Source organism: Tabrizicola soli (genome assembly GCF_015999335.1).
Classification (GTDB): domain Bacteria; phylum Pseudomonadota; class Alphaproteobacteria; order Rhodobacterales; family Rhodobacteraceae; genus Tabrizicola; species Tabrizicola soli.
The window spans coordinates 1-13,400 of sequence record NZ_JAEACP010000031.1; the positions used below are offsets into that span (position 1 = coordinate 1).

Genomic DNA, 13,400 nt, shown 5'->3' on the forward strand with positions numbered 1-13,400 from the left:
CTCGGCCCCCACCGGGAAATCGGCGGTGATCGCATCCTCCTGATAGTCGCGCGCGCCCTGGCTTATCCCCGAGGCGACGTCATAGCGCGGCTCACGCGATCGCCATATCATGCCCGTCTCCTCCAGCCCCGCAGACCGTCCAGTTGAAGTCAGGCGTGCACAGCACCTTGAGCAGAAGCGAGGTCTCGCCGATCTGAAGCTCGTCCCCGTCGCCCAAGGCTTCGGTCGCGAGCAGCGGCCTGCCGTTCAGCCGCACCAGGTTCGACTTGCCGCCATGGGCGAGATGGAAGCGATGCGTCGCCGGATCATAGACGATCGCCGCATGGTTCTGCCGCGAGATCGCCATGTCGCCGAAGTCCAGCGCAACCGTCTGGTCCGAGCCGCGGCCGATCTGGTTCGTCCCCTGCGACAGCGCGAAGGCTACCCCCTTGCCGGGCCCCTCCTTCACCACCAGCCAGCCGGTCGGGAACATCACCAGCCCTTGCCCCGGCGCGGCTGGCGCAACCTCTGCCGCGGGCGCGTCCGGTTCCTCGAACAGCGGCACGACCCCGGCCGCCTGGGTGTCGAAACCCAGGATGCGGGTCTTGGTCCGGGTCGAGCGTCGGCGCGCGGGCTCGGTCGGGGACGGCGGGGCGGCGGGCTTTTCGGGTCGGAGATCGCCTTCCTCCAGATCCCAGATATTGACGGACGAGGCCTGCGCGCCATCGGGCAGTGAAACCTTCTGCTTCACCACCCGGCTGGGGCGTGCCGACGGAAGGTCTGCCTCGGCGGGGGGCGGCGGCGCGGGCGGCGGCGGGGCGACCGCGGCAAGTTGCTCGCGCAGGCGCTTCAGCTCAAGCTCGGCAAGGGCGGCCATGACGGGATCCGGCCCGGACTCGGCCACCGGGGCGGGTTTGGCGGGTGCTTCCGCCCTTCTGAAAAAGGAACGCAGGAACTTCAAGCTGTTCTCCCCTGGTTCTGGACTCGCCGCCAGGTGCCGTATTCCTTCATCCGTCACCCTTCAGCTGGAATGATGCCTCCACCGTGCTGCCCCTACGCTGGACCGTGAAGCCAAAAGTTGCAACACCGCCAGTCAGTTCTCGTTGAAGTATACTGGCTAGGGCGCCGGTTGTCCCCATCGTCTCGCCCGTCGCGCGATACAGCAGAAGGACATCGCCGACCTCCAGATCGGTCGCCGTCCCCGCGGGCACGGCGGCAACCATGGTCTGGGTGCCGGTCGGGGTCTCGACCATCTGGAAGGCCAGGCCATCGGCCAGTCGCAGCTCGACGACCACCGGCAGGGCTTCCATCTTGCGCACGATATCGGCACCGGGCGTCGCCTCATAGCCGATGATCGCCTTCAGCCCGCCTAGCGTCGCCAGGTCCACGCCCTGCGACAGCATCGCGGGCAGGTCGGCGCCGTCCTGGACCGGCTGGCCGTTCACCTCGACGATGCGCTGGCCCGGCTGCATCCAGAGCGGCGAGGCAGACAGGACCCCGGCCACCAGGCTCGGGTCGGCCGGATCGGCGAGGAACGGCAGCCGCACCACGCGCGCCAGCACATAGGGGGCATCGGCCGCAACGACGGGCAGTGGCGCGGCTTGCGCCACGGCGGACTGGGGCGGCGAGGCCCGGCCCAGCACCTGCGACAGCGCGACGGCCAGAACCAGCAGCGCCACGCCGGTGACCAGCAAGAGACTGCTCTGCGACCGGCCGGCGGCTGCGGCCGGAGCCGCGACGGGGACTGCCGCCACGGTCGCGGCGGGGGCTGCCGCAGGGGCCTCGCCCTGCGCCTCGGCCACGGGCGCAGGGGCGGTGGGGGCGCGGAATGGCAGCGGGGCGGTCGCCTCCTCGCGCAGCATTGCCTGCCATTCCGCCGCGCTCTGGAGCCGGTCGCGTGGGAAGATCGACATCGCCTTGTCGATCGCCGCCAGGAACCCGGCGGGATAGCCCGCGATCCGCCCCGAGAGCGGTTGGTGCGGATCGGCCTCGCGGTTGGCGATGGCCGACAGCCGTTCCTGCGACGAGCGCGGCGTCTCGCCCGTGATCAGATGGTAGAAGCTGGCCGCCAGCGCATAAAGGTCGCTGCAGGGGGCCTGCTTGCTGCCGGCGATGTAGAACTCCTGCGGCGAGTAACCGTCCTTGACCACCCGCAGCCCCGACAGGGCCCGGCTTTTCCGCGTCATCTCCTTGCGCGAGGCGCCGAAGTCGATCAGCACCGGATTGCCGCTTTCCCGGTCCAGAAGGATGTTGTCCGGCGAGATGTCGCGGTGCAGCAGTCCCTGGTCGTGGACATAGCCCACGGCCTCGAGCACCTTGGCCAGGATCGTGGTGATCTCCTGCGGCGTCAGCCGGGGAACCTTGCCTTCCACCGTTTCCAGCAGGTCCGGCCCCTGAATGTAGTCCATCGCCATATAGGCGGTCTCGTTGTCCTCGAAGACCTGGTGGACCTTGACGATATAAGGGTGGTCCAGCCGCGCGAGGTTCTGCGCCTCCTGCTGGAACTGGTCCACGATGGAACGGAATTCCTCTTGCCGCTGGCGGGTGCGGGGGCCGACCACATTGTCGACGCGGCGGCAGAAGCTGGCCGGGAAACATTCCTTGACCACCACCAGGCGCGACAGCGAATCCCGGGCAAGATAGGTGATGCCGAAGCCCCCGCTGTTCAGGAACGACTCGACCTTGAACTGGCCGTAGAGGAGACGGGTCCCCGGCTTCAGCTCGTCGGCGAAGAGCTCCTCTTCGGTGTGGTCAATTCTTGCGGCAGCCAATGTCATTCATACCATCCACAATACCTGTCGGCCCGCCGGGACAGACCGCCATACCTGAGTGATACCGGCCGAGTTGGGCCAAATCGTGAAGCCAATTCGTTCGTTTGTTGCCACATTTCAGAAAATCGAACAGATCCGGCGATTGCCCGGGGCCGCACGGCCTTGCCCTTGACGCCCTTGCGTGACACCAGAAGGCATGGTCGAGATCTTCCTGAAAATCCTGCCGTTCTTCGCCGTGATCGGGCTGGGTTTCCTGGCCGTGCGCCGCGGGTTCTTCAGCGAGGAGGCGACGGTCTACCTGACGCGCTTCGTGTTCTACTTCGCGCTTTCGGCCATGCTGTTCGGGTTTTCGGCGAATCTGGACGTGGCGGCGATCCTGTCCTGGCCGCTGGTCCTTGCCTATCTCCTCGGCACCTCGGTCGTCTGGCTCCTGGTGGCCGCGGTGGCGCTCTGGCGCGGGAGCAGCCGTGAGGAGGCGGTGTTCGAGGCCCATACCGGCGTCATCGGCAACGTCGGCTTCCTGGGCATCCCGATGCTGATCCTGCTTCTGGGGCCAAAGGCGGTGGGGCCGGTGCTACTGGTGCTGGCGGTGGACCTGATGGTGTTCTCCTCGATCCTGACCATGGCGATCACCGGCCTGCGCGCGGGAAGGATCAGCGCCCGGACCTTCGGCATCCTCGGCATGGGGCTGTTGCAGAACCCGATGATCGTCTCGACCGTGCTCGGCATCGGCTGGGGGGCGACTGGGCTGGCCCTGCCCGGCCCGGTGAACGAGTTCATGTCGCTTCTCGGCGCGGCCGCCACGCCCTGCGCCCTGTTCGCGATCGGCGGCTCGCTGGCCGGGCGCTCGGCCGAGCGGATGCAGGTTGCGGCCTGGCTTTCCACCGCCAAGCTGGTGCTGCACCCCGCGGCGGTGGCGGCGGCCTGCTGGGCCTTCGGCCAGGGCGGCCATGCCGCGGGCGTGATGATCGCCGCGGCCGCCTTGCCTGTCGCAGGCAACGTGTTCATTCTGGCGCAGCATTATCGCGTTGCGCCGCAACGGGTATCCACTGCGATCCTGCTGTCCACCGCGGCCTCGGTCGTGACGGTGACGGCGGTGATCGCCCTGATCGGCAAGGGGAGTTGACCATGAAGACCGTATCGGAAAACCGCGCCTTCGGCGGCGTGCAGGGGGTCTATACCCATGCCTCGCAATCGACCGGGGGCGACATGACCTTCGGTCTGTTCCTGCCGGCCCAGGCCGAGGACGGGCCGGTGCCGCTTTTGTGGTTCCTCTCGGGCCTGACCTGCACGCATGAGAACGCGATGATCAAGGCCGGCGCGCAGCGCTGGGCGGCCGAGGCCGGGATCGCGCTCTGCTTTCCCGACACTTCGCCGCGCGGCGAGGGGGTGGCGAACGACGCCGACTTCGCGCTTGGCCAGGGCGCGGGTTTCTACGTCAACGCGACCCAGGCGCCCTGGGCGCTGCATTTCCGCATGTGGGACTATGTGACGGATGAGCTGCCGCGCCTGTTGTTCAACGCCTTCCCCCTGGCCGAGGAGGCGCAGGCGATCACCGGGCACTCGATGGGCGGCCACGGCGCGCTGACCATCGCGATGAGCTTTCCGGGCCGTTTCGCCAGCGTCTCGGCCTTCGCGCCGATCTGCAACCCGACGGCGAGCGATTGGGGCCGTCCGCAATTTTCTGCCTATCTCGGACCTGACGAGTCGTCCTGGGCGGCGCATGATGCGAGTCTTCTGATGCGCAAGCGGGGATTCGACGGGCCGATATTGGTGGACCAGGGGACTGCGGACCAGTTCCTGGACAAGCTGAAGCCCGAGGCCCTGGCCGAGGCGATGGCCGCCGCCCGACAGGGGGGCACGTTCCGGATGCAGAAGGGCTATGACCACAGCTATTTCTTCGTGTCGAGCTTCATGGAGGACCATGTCCATTTCCATGCGGACGCCCTTCTGGGCTAGGGCGATGCTGCTTTCGCTTGCCCTGGCCTGGGCCCTGCCCGCGCCGGTGGCGGCCGGGGTGGAGGATTCGGTCCTGGCCGGCGTCAACGACGCGCGGGCCAGGGCGGGCTGCGGGCCCTTGCGGATGAACCCGAAGCTGACCGCGGCGGCGAAGTCGCATGCCAGGGCGATGGCCGAGCAGAACTTCTTCGGTCACACCGGCAAGGACGGCAGCCGGTTCTCGAACCGGATCGGGCGCCAGGGCTACAGCTACCGCGCGGCGGCCGAGAACATCGCGGCGGGGCAGAAGTCGGCCTCGCAGGTGGTGGGGAACTGGCTGAAAAGCGCGGGTCACCGGCGGAACATCCTGAACTGCCGCCTGAAGGAGACCGGGATCGCCGTGGTCTACCAGCCGGACGACGCACCGATCCGGGGGCAGCGGCAGCCGCTGCGCTACTACTGGGTCCAGGTCTTCGCGACGCCGAGATGACGCTTTATATCGACGCAGACGCCTGCCCGGTGAAGGCCGAGGCCGAGGCGGTCGCCACCCGCCTCGGGGTCAGGATGGTGCTGGTCTCGAACGGGGGGATCCGGCCCTCGCAGAACCCGCTGGTGGAGAGCGTCTTCGTGTCGGAGGGGCCGGACGAGGCCGACAAATGGATCGCGGCGGCCTGCGGGGCGGGGGATGTGGTGGTCACCTCGGACATCCCGCTGGCGGCGCGCTGCGTCGCGGCCGGGGCCGCGGTGGTGAAGCCGACCGGCGAGGAACTGACGGCGGCGAACGTGGGGATGGCGCTGGCGACGCGGGATCTGATGGCGGACCTGCGGGCGGCGGATCCGTTCCGGCAGGGGGGCGGCAAGAGCTTCGGCAAGGCCGACCGCAGCCGGTTCCGCGACGTTCTGGACCGGCTGCTGCGCCGGGTGTCCACGCGTGGCGGCCAGGGCTGACCCAGCAATATCAAAGGTTTGCCTGCGGGCATTCATCATCTGTAAACCAATGCGCCGGGCCACATGCCGTAATGGCTTGTCTGGTGCCCGGCCTTGTGATGTGCTGCCGCGCGAAAACCTGCGAACGGAGCCTTCGATGAAGAACCTCGTGCTGGCGATCCTGGCGGCCTCGACCGCGATCCTGGGGTTCTATTCCTACCAGAGCAGCCGAAAGGTCGGCGAGTTGCAGACGGAACTCGCCGCGCGCGAAGCCGCCCTGACCGGGGTCGAGGGCGAGAAGGCCGCGATCGAGGCCGAGCTGACCGGGCTGCACCGCAGGCTTCAGGAAACCGGCGGCACGGCCGAGGCCCTGGCGGCCGATCTGGACGCTGCAAGGACCGAGTTGGAAGCCGCGAGGACCGAGCTGGAGACGGCGCGGAGCGAGATGGAGGCGGCGCGGACCGAAGCCGAGACGGCACGGAGCGAAGCCGAAGCAGCGCGGGCCGAACTGGCGGCAGCGGCGGCCGCCCAGGCGGAAGCCGCTCGGGTGGCCGCGGAAGCGGCAGCGACCGAAGCGGCCGCCGCCGAGGCCGAAGCGGCGCAGGCGGCCGCCGCTGCTGCTGCGGCCCCCGCCCCGGAACCTGCGGCCGAGCCCGCTTCGTCCCCCTGAGCCGGAAGCCTGCCCGCGCCACAGCCATGTCGCGGGCAGGACAGACAGGCCGCGCCAGGCCGGCTCATCTGCCGGCATGGCCCAAAATCAAGCCCTTGCGGGCGTGCTGTTCGCTGCGGGCGGCACGCTCATCTTCTCGGTCAACGACGTCGCGATCAAGTTCCTGTCCGGCGGCTATGCGCTGCATCAGGTGATCCTGATCCGCGCCATCGTCGCCATGGCCTTCATCCTGGCCGTGATCCATGCCTCGGAGCGCGGCTGGTCGCAGATCGCCACCAGCCGCCCGCGCGCGCATCTCTTGCGGGTGCTGATCGTGATGCTGTCGAACGTGAGCTACTTCACCGGCCTGGCGGCGATGCCGCTGGCCGATGCGGTGGCGGTGGCCTATGTCAGCCCGATCGTGGTGACGCTGCTGTCGATCGCCGTCCTGCACGAGAAGGTGGGCCCCCGGCGCTGGGCGGCGATCGGGGTGGGGATGCTGGGGGTGATCGTCATGCTGCGCCCCGGCGCCGGGGTGATCCAGCCGGCGGCGGTGCTGGTGCTGATCTCGGCCGTGCTTTACGCCAGCGGCAACCTTCTGGCGCGGCACATGGGCGGGACCGAAAGCGCGATGACGCTGTCCTTCTATGTGCAGACCGGATTCATCGTGGTCAGCCTGTGCATGGGCCTTTGGGTCGGCGACGGGCATCTGGCGACGGAAGATCCGCTTTGGGGCTTTCTGTTCCGGCCCTGGATATGGCCGCCGCTGGCCGATTGGCCGGTCTTCCTGGCCACCGGGCTGGCGGTGGGGATCGGGGGCATGATGGTGACGCAGGCCTATCGCACCGCCGAGGCCGGTCTGATCGCGCCCTTTGAATATGTCGGGATGCCGATGGCGATCCTCTGGGGCGTGGTGGTCTTCGGCTCGTTCCCCGATGCGACGGCCTGGGTGGGGATTGCGCTGATCTGCGGCTCGGGCCTTTATGTCATCTGGCGCGAGGCGGTGCGGAGGCAGGAGGATGCAGCCTGAAGCGGTGATCTTCGACATCGGCAATGTGCTGACCCGCTGGCAGCCCGAAGCCTTCTACGACCGGGTGATCGGCGAGGAAAGGCGCCGGGCGCTGTTCGGCGCGGTGGACCTGCACGGGATGAACGAGATCGTCGATGCGGGGGGCCTGTTCCGCGAGACGATCCATGACTGGGCCGGACGTCACCCGGATTGGTCCGACGAGATCCGCATGTGGTACGATCGCTGGATCGAGCTGGCGAGCCCGCGGATCGAGGGCTCGATCGCGCTCCTGCGGGCGCTGCGGGGGAAGGGTGTGCCGGTCTTCGCGCTGTCGAACTTCGGCCGCCATTCCTGGGAGGAGGCGCGGGACAAGCTGGATTTCCTGGCCGAATTCGACCGCGAATATGTTTCGGGCCGGCTGGGGGTGACAAAGCCCGACCCGAGGATATACGCCATGGTCGAGGCCGATTGCGGGATCGCGCCGGATCGCCTGCTGTTCGCGGACGACCGGGCGGACAATGTGACGGCGGCGGCGCGGCGGGGCTGGCGGACGCATCAGTTCGAAAGCTGGCAAGGCTGGGCGCGGCGGCTGGTGGCCGAGGGATTGCTGACGGAAGGGGAAGCGGGACTGTGACCGAGATCGTACCGAAGGAGGCCGAGGCGCTTCTGGACTGGCCGGGGCATCTGGCGGCGCTGGAGGCCGGGCACCGCCTGCCGCGCGCCGGGATCAAGGACCTGTTCCTGCATCGCGGGGCGGACACGATCCTGGACCGGGCGGCCTGGATCGACGGGCTGGGCTCTCTGGTCAAGGTGGCGACGGTGCATCCGGGCAATGCGACGCTTGGGCTGCCGACGATCAACGGCGCGGTGACGCTGTTCGACGACGTGACCGGGGTGCTGTCGGCGATCGTGGATTTCCATCTGGTCACCAAGTGGAAGACGGCGGGGGACTCGCTTCTGTCGGCCAGCCGGCTGGCGCGGAAGGACAGCCGGAACATCCTCTTGGTCGGGGCGGGGACGGTGGCGCGCTCGATGGTCGGGGCCTATTCCAGCCTGTTCCCGGATGCCCGCTTCACCGTCTGGAGCCGCAGCCGCGTCAGCGCCGAGGCGATGGGCCTGCCGGTGGCCGACAACCTGGAAGCGGCGGTGAAGGCGGCGGACATCATCTGCACGGCGACGATGGCGACGACCCCCGTCGTGCTGGGCGAGTGGTTGCAGCCGGGCCAGCACCTGGACCTGATCGGCGCCTACAAGGCCGGGATGCGCGAGGTCGACGACCGCGCCCTGCAGCGCGCGCGGCTGTTCGTGGACAGCCGGGACACCACGATCGGCCATATCGGCGAGATCATGGATCCGCTGGCCTCGGGCGCGATCACCGAGGCGGATATCCTGGCGGATTTCTACGACGATCCGGCCCTGTACACGCGCGGGTCGGCGGAGGAGATCACCATCGCCAAGAACGGCGGCGGTGCGCATCTGGACCTGATGACCGCCCGTTTCATCGCCGACCGCTGGCTGGCGCGGTAGCCGGAAGTCCCCGTCCCGGCTTGCCGGTTCGGATGGGAAGGGGGCGTTCCGTCCCGGTGCAGGCTGGTGGTGGATGCAGCGCCCCCGCTCCTCCGCAAGGATGCCGGGGCGCGTCTTTGGCATGGCAAGGCGAGGGGATGCCATGCGGCGGCTGCAAGCCTGCCTTGCGCGGCGGCGCTTGCTTGATGATCCCGCTTATAGTAAGCACGCTTAATGAATCATCGCATCGAAAAGCTCGGCTCCCTGCTGCAGGACGCCGCCCGCAGGATCTGGACGAGGTTCGAGCAGCGGACCGCAGCGCACGGCCTGTCGGCGGCGCAATGGCGGCTTCTGGGCCATCTTCTGCGCGAAGGCCCCTCGACGCAGACCGCGCTGGCCGCGCTGCTGGAGATCGAGCCGATCAGCGTCTCGCGGCTGATCGACCGCATGGAACAGGGCGGCTGGCTGCGGCGCGAGGCGCATCCCGAGGACCGCCGGGCCCGGATCGTGGTGGCCACGGACAAGGCCCGCGCGGTCGCGCCCGAGGCGAAGGAAATCGTCGCCGCACTCTATGACGAGGCGCTGGCCGGGCTGACCGACGACGACCGGCGCGTGCTGCAGGCGGCGCTGCTGCAGATCATCGAAAACCTGAAGGCCACGGATCCCGGCAAGGGATCCGAGATGTCCTCCGCAAGGCTTGAGACCCAGACATGAACGCCCGCGCCACCGCTGCCGAACCCGCTGTCGCCGTTCCGGCCTCCGCATCCGTCCCTGCCGCAAAGCCCGCCCGGCCCTTGCGCAAGGCGCTTCTGATGCTGTCGCTTCCCCTCTTGCTGGCGGCGGGCGCGGGGGGCTGGTGGCTTTCCGGCGCCGACCGGGAAAGCACCGAGAACGCCTATCTGCACCAGGCGCGGATCTCGATCGCACCGACGGTCGGCGGTCGCGTGGTGGCGGTGAACGTGCGCGAGTTGCAGCCGGTCAAGGCGGGGGACCTGCTGTTCCAGGTCGATCCGCAGCCCTATGCGCTTGCCGTCGCCCAGGCCGAGGCTGCGGTGAATGCGGCGCGGTTGCAGGTCGGGCAGTTGCGGGCGGCGCTGGCCCAGGCCGAGGCGCAGGCCGCGCTGGCCGGCGACGATGCGCGCTATCAGGCGGACGAGCTTGCCCGGCAGGAGGCACTTGCGGGCAAGGGGGTGACCTCGGGCAGCGCGCTGGACGAGACCCGCCATCTCAGCCGCCAGGCCCGCGAAAGGGCCGAGGTGGCGCGGCTGACCGCCGAGGCCGCCCGCGCGGCGCTGGGTGGCGCTGCCACGGCCGCGACCGACGACCATCCGGCGGTCCGCGCCGCCCTGGCCGAGCTGGAGCGCGCCCGCTACAATCTCTCGGTGACCCGCGTCACCGCGCCTGCGGACGGGCTGGTCTATCAGGCGGCCTCGTTCCATCCCGGGGTGATGCTGGCGGCGGGCCAGCCGGTCTTTGCCCTGGTCGAGACCGGCGATGCCTGGGTCGAGGCGAATTTCAAGGAAACCCAACTGGCCGGGATCACCAAGGGGCAGGCCGCCGAAGTCGTCTTCGACGCCGCCCCCGGCCGGACCTTCAGCGGCACGGTCGAGGCCATCGGCGCGGGCACGGGGGCAGAATTCTCGCTGCTGCCGGCGCAGAACGCCACCGGCAACTGGGTGAAGGTGACGCAGCGCGTGCCGGTGCGGATCCGGCTGGACGATGCCGAAGACGCGGCGGCGCTGGCCTCGGGTCTGAGCGCCGAGGTCACGGTCGACACCTCCGGGCCGGGCGACACCCGGCTGGCGGCGGTGAACTGAGGCCGCGATGTCGGAGGTGCCCGAAGCCGCGCCCGCCGGCCCTGCCGGTTCGGGGCCCATGATCGCGGTCAGGCATCGCGGGCTGATCACGCTGTCGATCATGGCGGCGACGATCATGCAGGTGCTGGACACCACCATCGCCAATGTCGCGCTGCCGTCGATGACCGGCGACCTCGGCGCGTCGCAGGACACGATCAACTGGGTTCTGACGAGCTATATCGTCGCCTCGGCCATCGTCACGCCGATGACTGGCTGGCTGGCCGACCGCCTGGGCAAGCGCGAGCTGTTCCTGATCTCCATCGTCGGCTTCGTGGCCACCTCGATGGCCTGCGGCATGGCCTGGAGCCTGCCGTCCATGGTCGCCTTCCGCCTGCTGCAGGGCGTCTTCGGCGCGGCCATCGTGCCCCTGTCGCAGACCTTCCTCCTCGACATCAACCCGCGCGAGAAGGCGGGGCAGGCGATGGCGATGTGGGGCGCGGGGATCATGGTCGGCCCGATCATCGGCCCGACGCTGGGCGGCTGGCTGACCGAAAGCTACAACTGGCGCTGGGTCTTCCTGATCAACCTGCCGGTGGGTGCGCTGGCGCTGCTGGGCTGTCTTGCCTACCTGCCGAAGCTGCCGCGCAAGAGGCGCAGCTTCGACATGATCGGCTTCGCGCTGCTGTCGCTGGCCATCGGGTCCTTGCAGCTGATGCTGGACCGGGGCGGCGAGGTGGACTGGTTCGCGGCGATGGAGACCTGGATCTACCTGCTGGTCTCGATCTCGGGCTTCTGGATGTTCTGCGTCCACATCCTGACCCGCGAGCACCCGTTCCTCGATCCGCAGATGTTCCGCGACCGGAACTTCCGCATCGGGCTGGTCTTCATCTTCGTGGTCGGGATCATCCTCTTGGCGAGCCTCGCGCTGCTGCCGCCGATGCTGTCGCGCATCCTTGGCTATCCGGTGATCACCACCGGCGTGGTCATGGCCCCGCGCGGGGTGGGGACGATGATCTCGATGCTGATCGTGGGGCGGCTGGTGCGCGTCGTCGACCCGCGCGCGCTGGTGCTGGCGGGCCTGACGCTGACCGCGCTGTCGCTTTACGAGATGACGGGCTTCACGCCGCAGATGGACAGCTGGCCGATCATCCGCAGCGGGGTGGTGCAGGGCCTGGGGCTGGGGCTGGTCTTCGTGCCCCTGTCCACCATCGCCTTCGCCACGCTGGAGCCGCGCTTCCGCGCCGATGCGACCAGCCTCTTCAGCCTGGTGCGCAACATCGGGTCCTCTATCGGGATTTCCATCGTGACGGCGGCGATGACGCGCAACGTCCAGATCAACCATGCCGAGCTTGGCGCCTTCATCCATCCCTACAATCCGCTGCTGGCGCAGGCGAATCCGGCGGCGATCACCGCAGACCCGGCGGCGCTGCAGATGCTGGACGGGCTGGTGAACCTGCAGGCGGCGATGATCTCCTACATCGACGACTTCCAATTGATGATGTGGGTCACGCTTTGCGCCATGCCGCTGGCGCTGATCCTGCGCCGCCCGGCCCGGAGGTGATCGCTGGGCCCCCATCTGCGCTTTGACGGCTGCTGCGATCTGCGTGCGTCAGCGGCAGGCTAGGCCACGCGGCGTCCCTGGACCCAGAGACCACGCACCGCTCCGGCAATCCCGATCCTGGAAACCCGGGCCAGGTCCGCCCGCGCCCCCAGCGCGATCTTGCCCCGATCCGGCAGCCCCACGGCTTCGGCAGGGGCCGAGGTGACGGTCGCAATTCCTCGGGCGGTATCGCCCCACAGATCCCCCAGCCTCAGCGCGGCCGAAAGGAGCGACGACGGCACGTAGTCGGAGGAGACGATGTCCAGAAGCCCGGCCTCGGCCAGCTCGGAAGCGGCGACATTGCCGGAGTGGCTGCCGCCCCGGATCAGGTTGGGGGCACCCATCATCACCTTGATGCCGTGGTCGTTGCAGGCCCGGGCGGCGTCGACGGTGGTGGGGAACTCGGCGAAGTGCACTCCGTGCCCTGCCGAACGGGCGACATGGCTGGGGTCGGTGTCGTCATGGCTGGCCAGGACCGCGCCGTAGCGGCGGGCGGCGGCAACGGCGGCCGCTTCGTGGGCGGTTCCGTGGCGGGCCGAAAGCGCCCTTTGCGTCGCCACATGGGTCTCGAATTCGGCCTCGCTGATGCCATGCTTGCCCATGACATACTTGCGCAGCTGGGTCAGGTCGCGGAACTGCCGCTCGCCTGGGGTATGGTCCATCAGGCTGACGATCCCGATCCGGTCTTCGGGACCGAACTTGTCCAGTTCCTCGACCAGGGTTTCCGAACAGACCTCGGCCCGCAAGTGCAGGAAATGGCTGATCTTCAGCGCCCCCTCGGCCCGAAGGCCCAGAATCTCGTCCGCCAGGGCGCGGGCATATTCGCCGTAGTTGGCCTTGGCGTTCGATATAACGGACCCCACGCGCAGGGCGTCGAAGACCGTGGTGATCCCGACGCTGGCCAGTTCCGCATCATGCGCGATGATCGCGGCGGCATGGGGCCAGTCGACCTTGGGACGGGGCTCGATGTGGCGTTCCAGGTTGTCGGTGTGCAGCTCGATCAGGCCGGGCAGCAAGAGGTCTCCGCCCAGGTCCTCGGCCCCGGCCGGCAGGGCCCGGCCCGCCGCGATATCCGCAATCCGGCCGTCCACGATGCGCAGCTGTCCGCGCAGGGTCCCGCCCGGCAGGACCAGGGTGGCATTGGCAAGGATGGTTTCGCTGGTCATCTCGTCCTCTTTGATCTTGCGGTCGGCGTCGTGCTGGCCTCTGGTGACACGGGCCCGTC

The 13,400-nt window shown here is 68.8% G+C and carries 14 protein-coding genes; 11 read left to right on the plus strand and 3 right to left on the minus strand.

What is annotated here, in order from left to right; all coding sequences use genetic code 11:
• Nucleotides 1–91: 91 nt before the first annotated feature.
• Nucleotides 92–856, minus strand: a complete 765-nt coding sequence (locus tag I7S92_RS21230; RefSeq protein WP_197647511.1) for an FHA domain-containing protein — start codon at nt 854–856, stop codon at nt 92–94.
• Between the two features lie 130 nt (nt 857–986).
• Complete coding sequence (locus tag I7S92_RS21235) at nt 987–2,756, minus strand: serine/threonine protein kinase (RefSeq protein WP_197647512.1); 1,770 nt, start codon at nt 2,754–2,756, stop codon at nt 987–989.
• Between the two features lie 190 nt (nt 2,757–2,946).
• On the opposite strand from I7S92_RS21235, the gene I7S92_RS21240 reads away from it, so the two are divergent.
• The 11 genes from I7S92_RS21240 (at nt 2,947) to I7S92_RS21290 (ending at nt 12,136) form a co-directional block, all read left to right on the plus strand.
• The gene (locus tag I7S92_RS21240; protein ID WP_197647513.1) at nt 2,947–3,876 is read left to right on the plus strand and encodes an AEC family transporter; all 930 of its coding nucleotides are present in this window, start codon (nt 2,947–2,949) and stop codon (nt 3,874–3,876) included.
• A gap of 2 nt (nt 3,877–3,878) precedes the next feature.
• Nucleotides 3,879–4,709, plus strand: a complete 831-nt coding sequence (gene fghA, locus I7S92_RS21245; protein WP_197647514.1) for an S-formylglutathione hydrolase — start codon at nt 3,879–3,881, stop codon at nt 4,707–4,709.
• A gap of 4 nt (nt 4,710–4,713) precedes the next feature.
• Nucleotides 4,714–5,178: a CAP domain-containing protein gene (locus tag I7S92_RS21250; protein ID WP_197647515.1), complete on the plus strand. Its 465-nt coding sequence runs from the start codon at nt 4,714–4,716 to the stop codon at nt 5,176–5,178.
• The gene (locus I7S92_RS21255) at nt 5,175–5,636 is read left to right on the plus strand and encodes a YaiI/YqxD family protein (protein WP_197647516.1); all 462 of its coding nucleotides are present in this window, start codon (nt 5,175–5,177) and stop codon (nt 5,634–5,636) included. The genes I7S92_RS21250 and I7S92_RS21255 overlap by 4 nt, the downstream gene beginning before the upstream one ends.
• Before the next feature lie 136 nt (nt 5,637–5,772).
• Nucleotides 5,773–6,285 (plus strand): hypothetical protein, encoded by a 513-nt coding sequence (locus I7S92_RS21260; RefSeq protein ID WP_197647517.1) that lies wholly within the window; start codon nt 5,773–5,775, stop codon nt 6,283–6,285.
• Between the two features lie 76 nt (nt 6,286–6,361).
• Nucleotides 6,362–7,294 carry a DMT family transporter gene (locus tag I7S92_RS21265; RefSeq protein WP_197647518.1) on the plus strand — a complete coding sequence of 311 codons (933 nt, stop codon included), beginning with the start codon at nt 6,362–6,364 and terminating at the stop codon, nt 7,292–7,294.
• Nucleotides 7,284–7,907 carry an HAD family hydrolase gene (locus tag I7S92_RS21270; protein ID WP_197647519.1) on the plus strand — a complete coding sequence of 208 codons (624 nt, stop codon included), beginning with the start codon at nt 7,284–7,286 and terminating at the stop codon, nt 7,905–7,907. The genes I7S92_RS21265 and I7S92_RS21270 overlap by 11 nt, the downstream gene beginning before the upstream one ends.
• Nucleotides 7,904–8,800 (plus strand): ornithine cyclodeaminase family protein, encoded by an 897-nt coding sequence (locus tag I7S92_RS21275; protein WP_197647520.1) that lies wholly within the window; start codon nt 7,904–7,906, stop codon nt 8,798–8,800. The genes I7S92_RS21270 and I7S92_RS21275 overlap by 4 nt, the downstream gene beginning before the upstream one ends.
• 213 nt (nt 8,801–9,013) lie before the next feature.
• Nucleotides 9,014–9,493, plus strand: a complete 480-nt coding sequence (locus I7S92_RS21280; protein WP_197647521.1) for a MarR family winged helix-turn-helix transcriptional regulator — start codon at nt 9,014–9,016, stop codon at nt 9,491–9,493.
• Nucleotides 9,490–10,596, plus strand: coding sequence for an HlyD family secretion protein (locus I7S92_RS21285; protein WP_197647522.1), 1,107 nt, complete (start codon nt 9,490–9,492; stop codon nt 10,594–10,596). Before I7S92_RS21280 ends, I7S92_RS21285 begins: the two co-directional genes overlap by 4 nt.
• A 58-nt stretch (nt 10,597–10,654) precedes the next feature.
• The gene (locus I7S92_RS21290; protein WP_197647523.1) at nt 10,655–12,136 is read left to right on the plus strand and encodes a DHA2 family efflux MFS transporter permease subunit; all 1,482 of its coding nucleotides are present in this window, start codon (nt 10,655–10,657) and stop codon (nt 12,134–12,136) included.
• Between the two features lie 59 nt (nt 12,137–12,195).
• Here the strand turns inward: I7S92_RS21290 and I7S92_RS21295 are convergent, their stop codons facing one another.
• The gene (locus I7S92_RS21295; protein WP_197647524.1) at nt 12,196–13,341 is read right to left on the minus strand and encodes an alpha-D-ribose 1-methylphosphonate 5-triphosphate diphosphatase; all 1,146 of its coding nucleotides are present in this window, start codon (nt 13,339–13,341) and stop codon (nt 12,196–12,198) included.
• Nucleotides 13,342–13,400 lie beyond the last annotated feature (59 nt).

Coding starts and splice junctions, on each gene's coding strand:
- I7S92_RS21230 (WP_197647511.1), bottom strand. CDS start 856: ATGGCCGCCCTTGCCGAGCTTGAGCTGAAGCGCCTGCGCGAGCAACTT.
- I7S92_RS21235 (WP_197647512.1), bottom strand. CDS start 2,756: ATGACATTGGCTGCCGCAAGAATTGACCACACCGAAGAGGAGCTCTTC.
- I7S92_RS21240 (WP_197647513.1), top strand. CDS start 2,947: ATGGTCGAGATCTTCCTGAAAATCCTGCCGTTCTTCGCCGTGATCGGG.
- fghA (WP_197647514.1), top strand. CDS start 3,879: ATGAAGACCGTATCGGAAAACCGCGCCTTCGGCGGCGTGCAGGGGGTC.
- I7S92_RS21250 (WP_197647515.1), top strand. CDS start 4,714: ATGCTGCTTTCGCTTGCCCTGGCCTGGGCCCTGCCCGCGCCGGTGGCG.
- I7S92_RS21255 (WP_197647516.1), top strand. CDS start 5,175: ATGACGCTTTATATCGACGCAGACGCCTGCCCGGTGAAGGCCGAGGCC.
- I7S92_RS21260 (WP_197647517.1), top strand. CDS start 5,773: ATGAAGAACCTCGTGCTGGCGATCCTGGCGGCCTCGACCGCGATCCTG.
- I7S92_RS21265 (WP_197647518.1), top strand. CDS start 6,362: ATGGCCCAAAATCAAGCCCTTGCGGGCGTGCTGTTCGCTGCGGGCGGC.
- I7S92_RS21270 (WP_197647519.1), top strand. CDS start 7,284: ATGCAGCCTGAAGCGGTGATCTTCGACATCGGCAATGTGCTGACCCGC.
- I7S92_RS21280 (WP_197647521.1), top strand. CDS start 9,014: ATGAATCATCGCATCGAAAAGCTCGGCTCCCTGCTGCAGGACGCCGCC.
- I7S92_RS21285 (WP_197647522.1), top strand. CDS start 9,490: ATGAACGCCCGCGCCACCGCTGCCGAACCCGCTGTCGCCGTTCCGGCC.
- I7S92_RS21290 (WP_197647523.1), top strand. CDS start 10,655: ATGATCGCGGTCAGGCATCGCGGGCTGATCACGCTGTCGATCATGGCG.
- I7S92_RS21295 (WP_197647524.1), bottom strand. CDS start 13,341: ATGACCAGCGAAACCATCCTTGCCAATGCCACCCTGGTCCTGCCGGGC.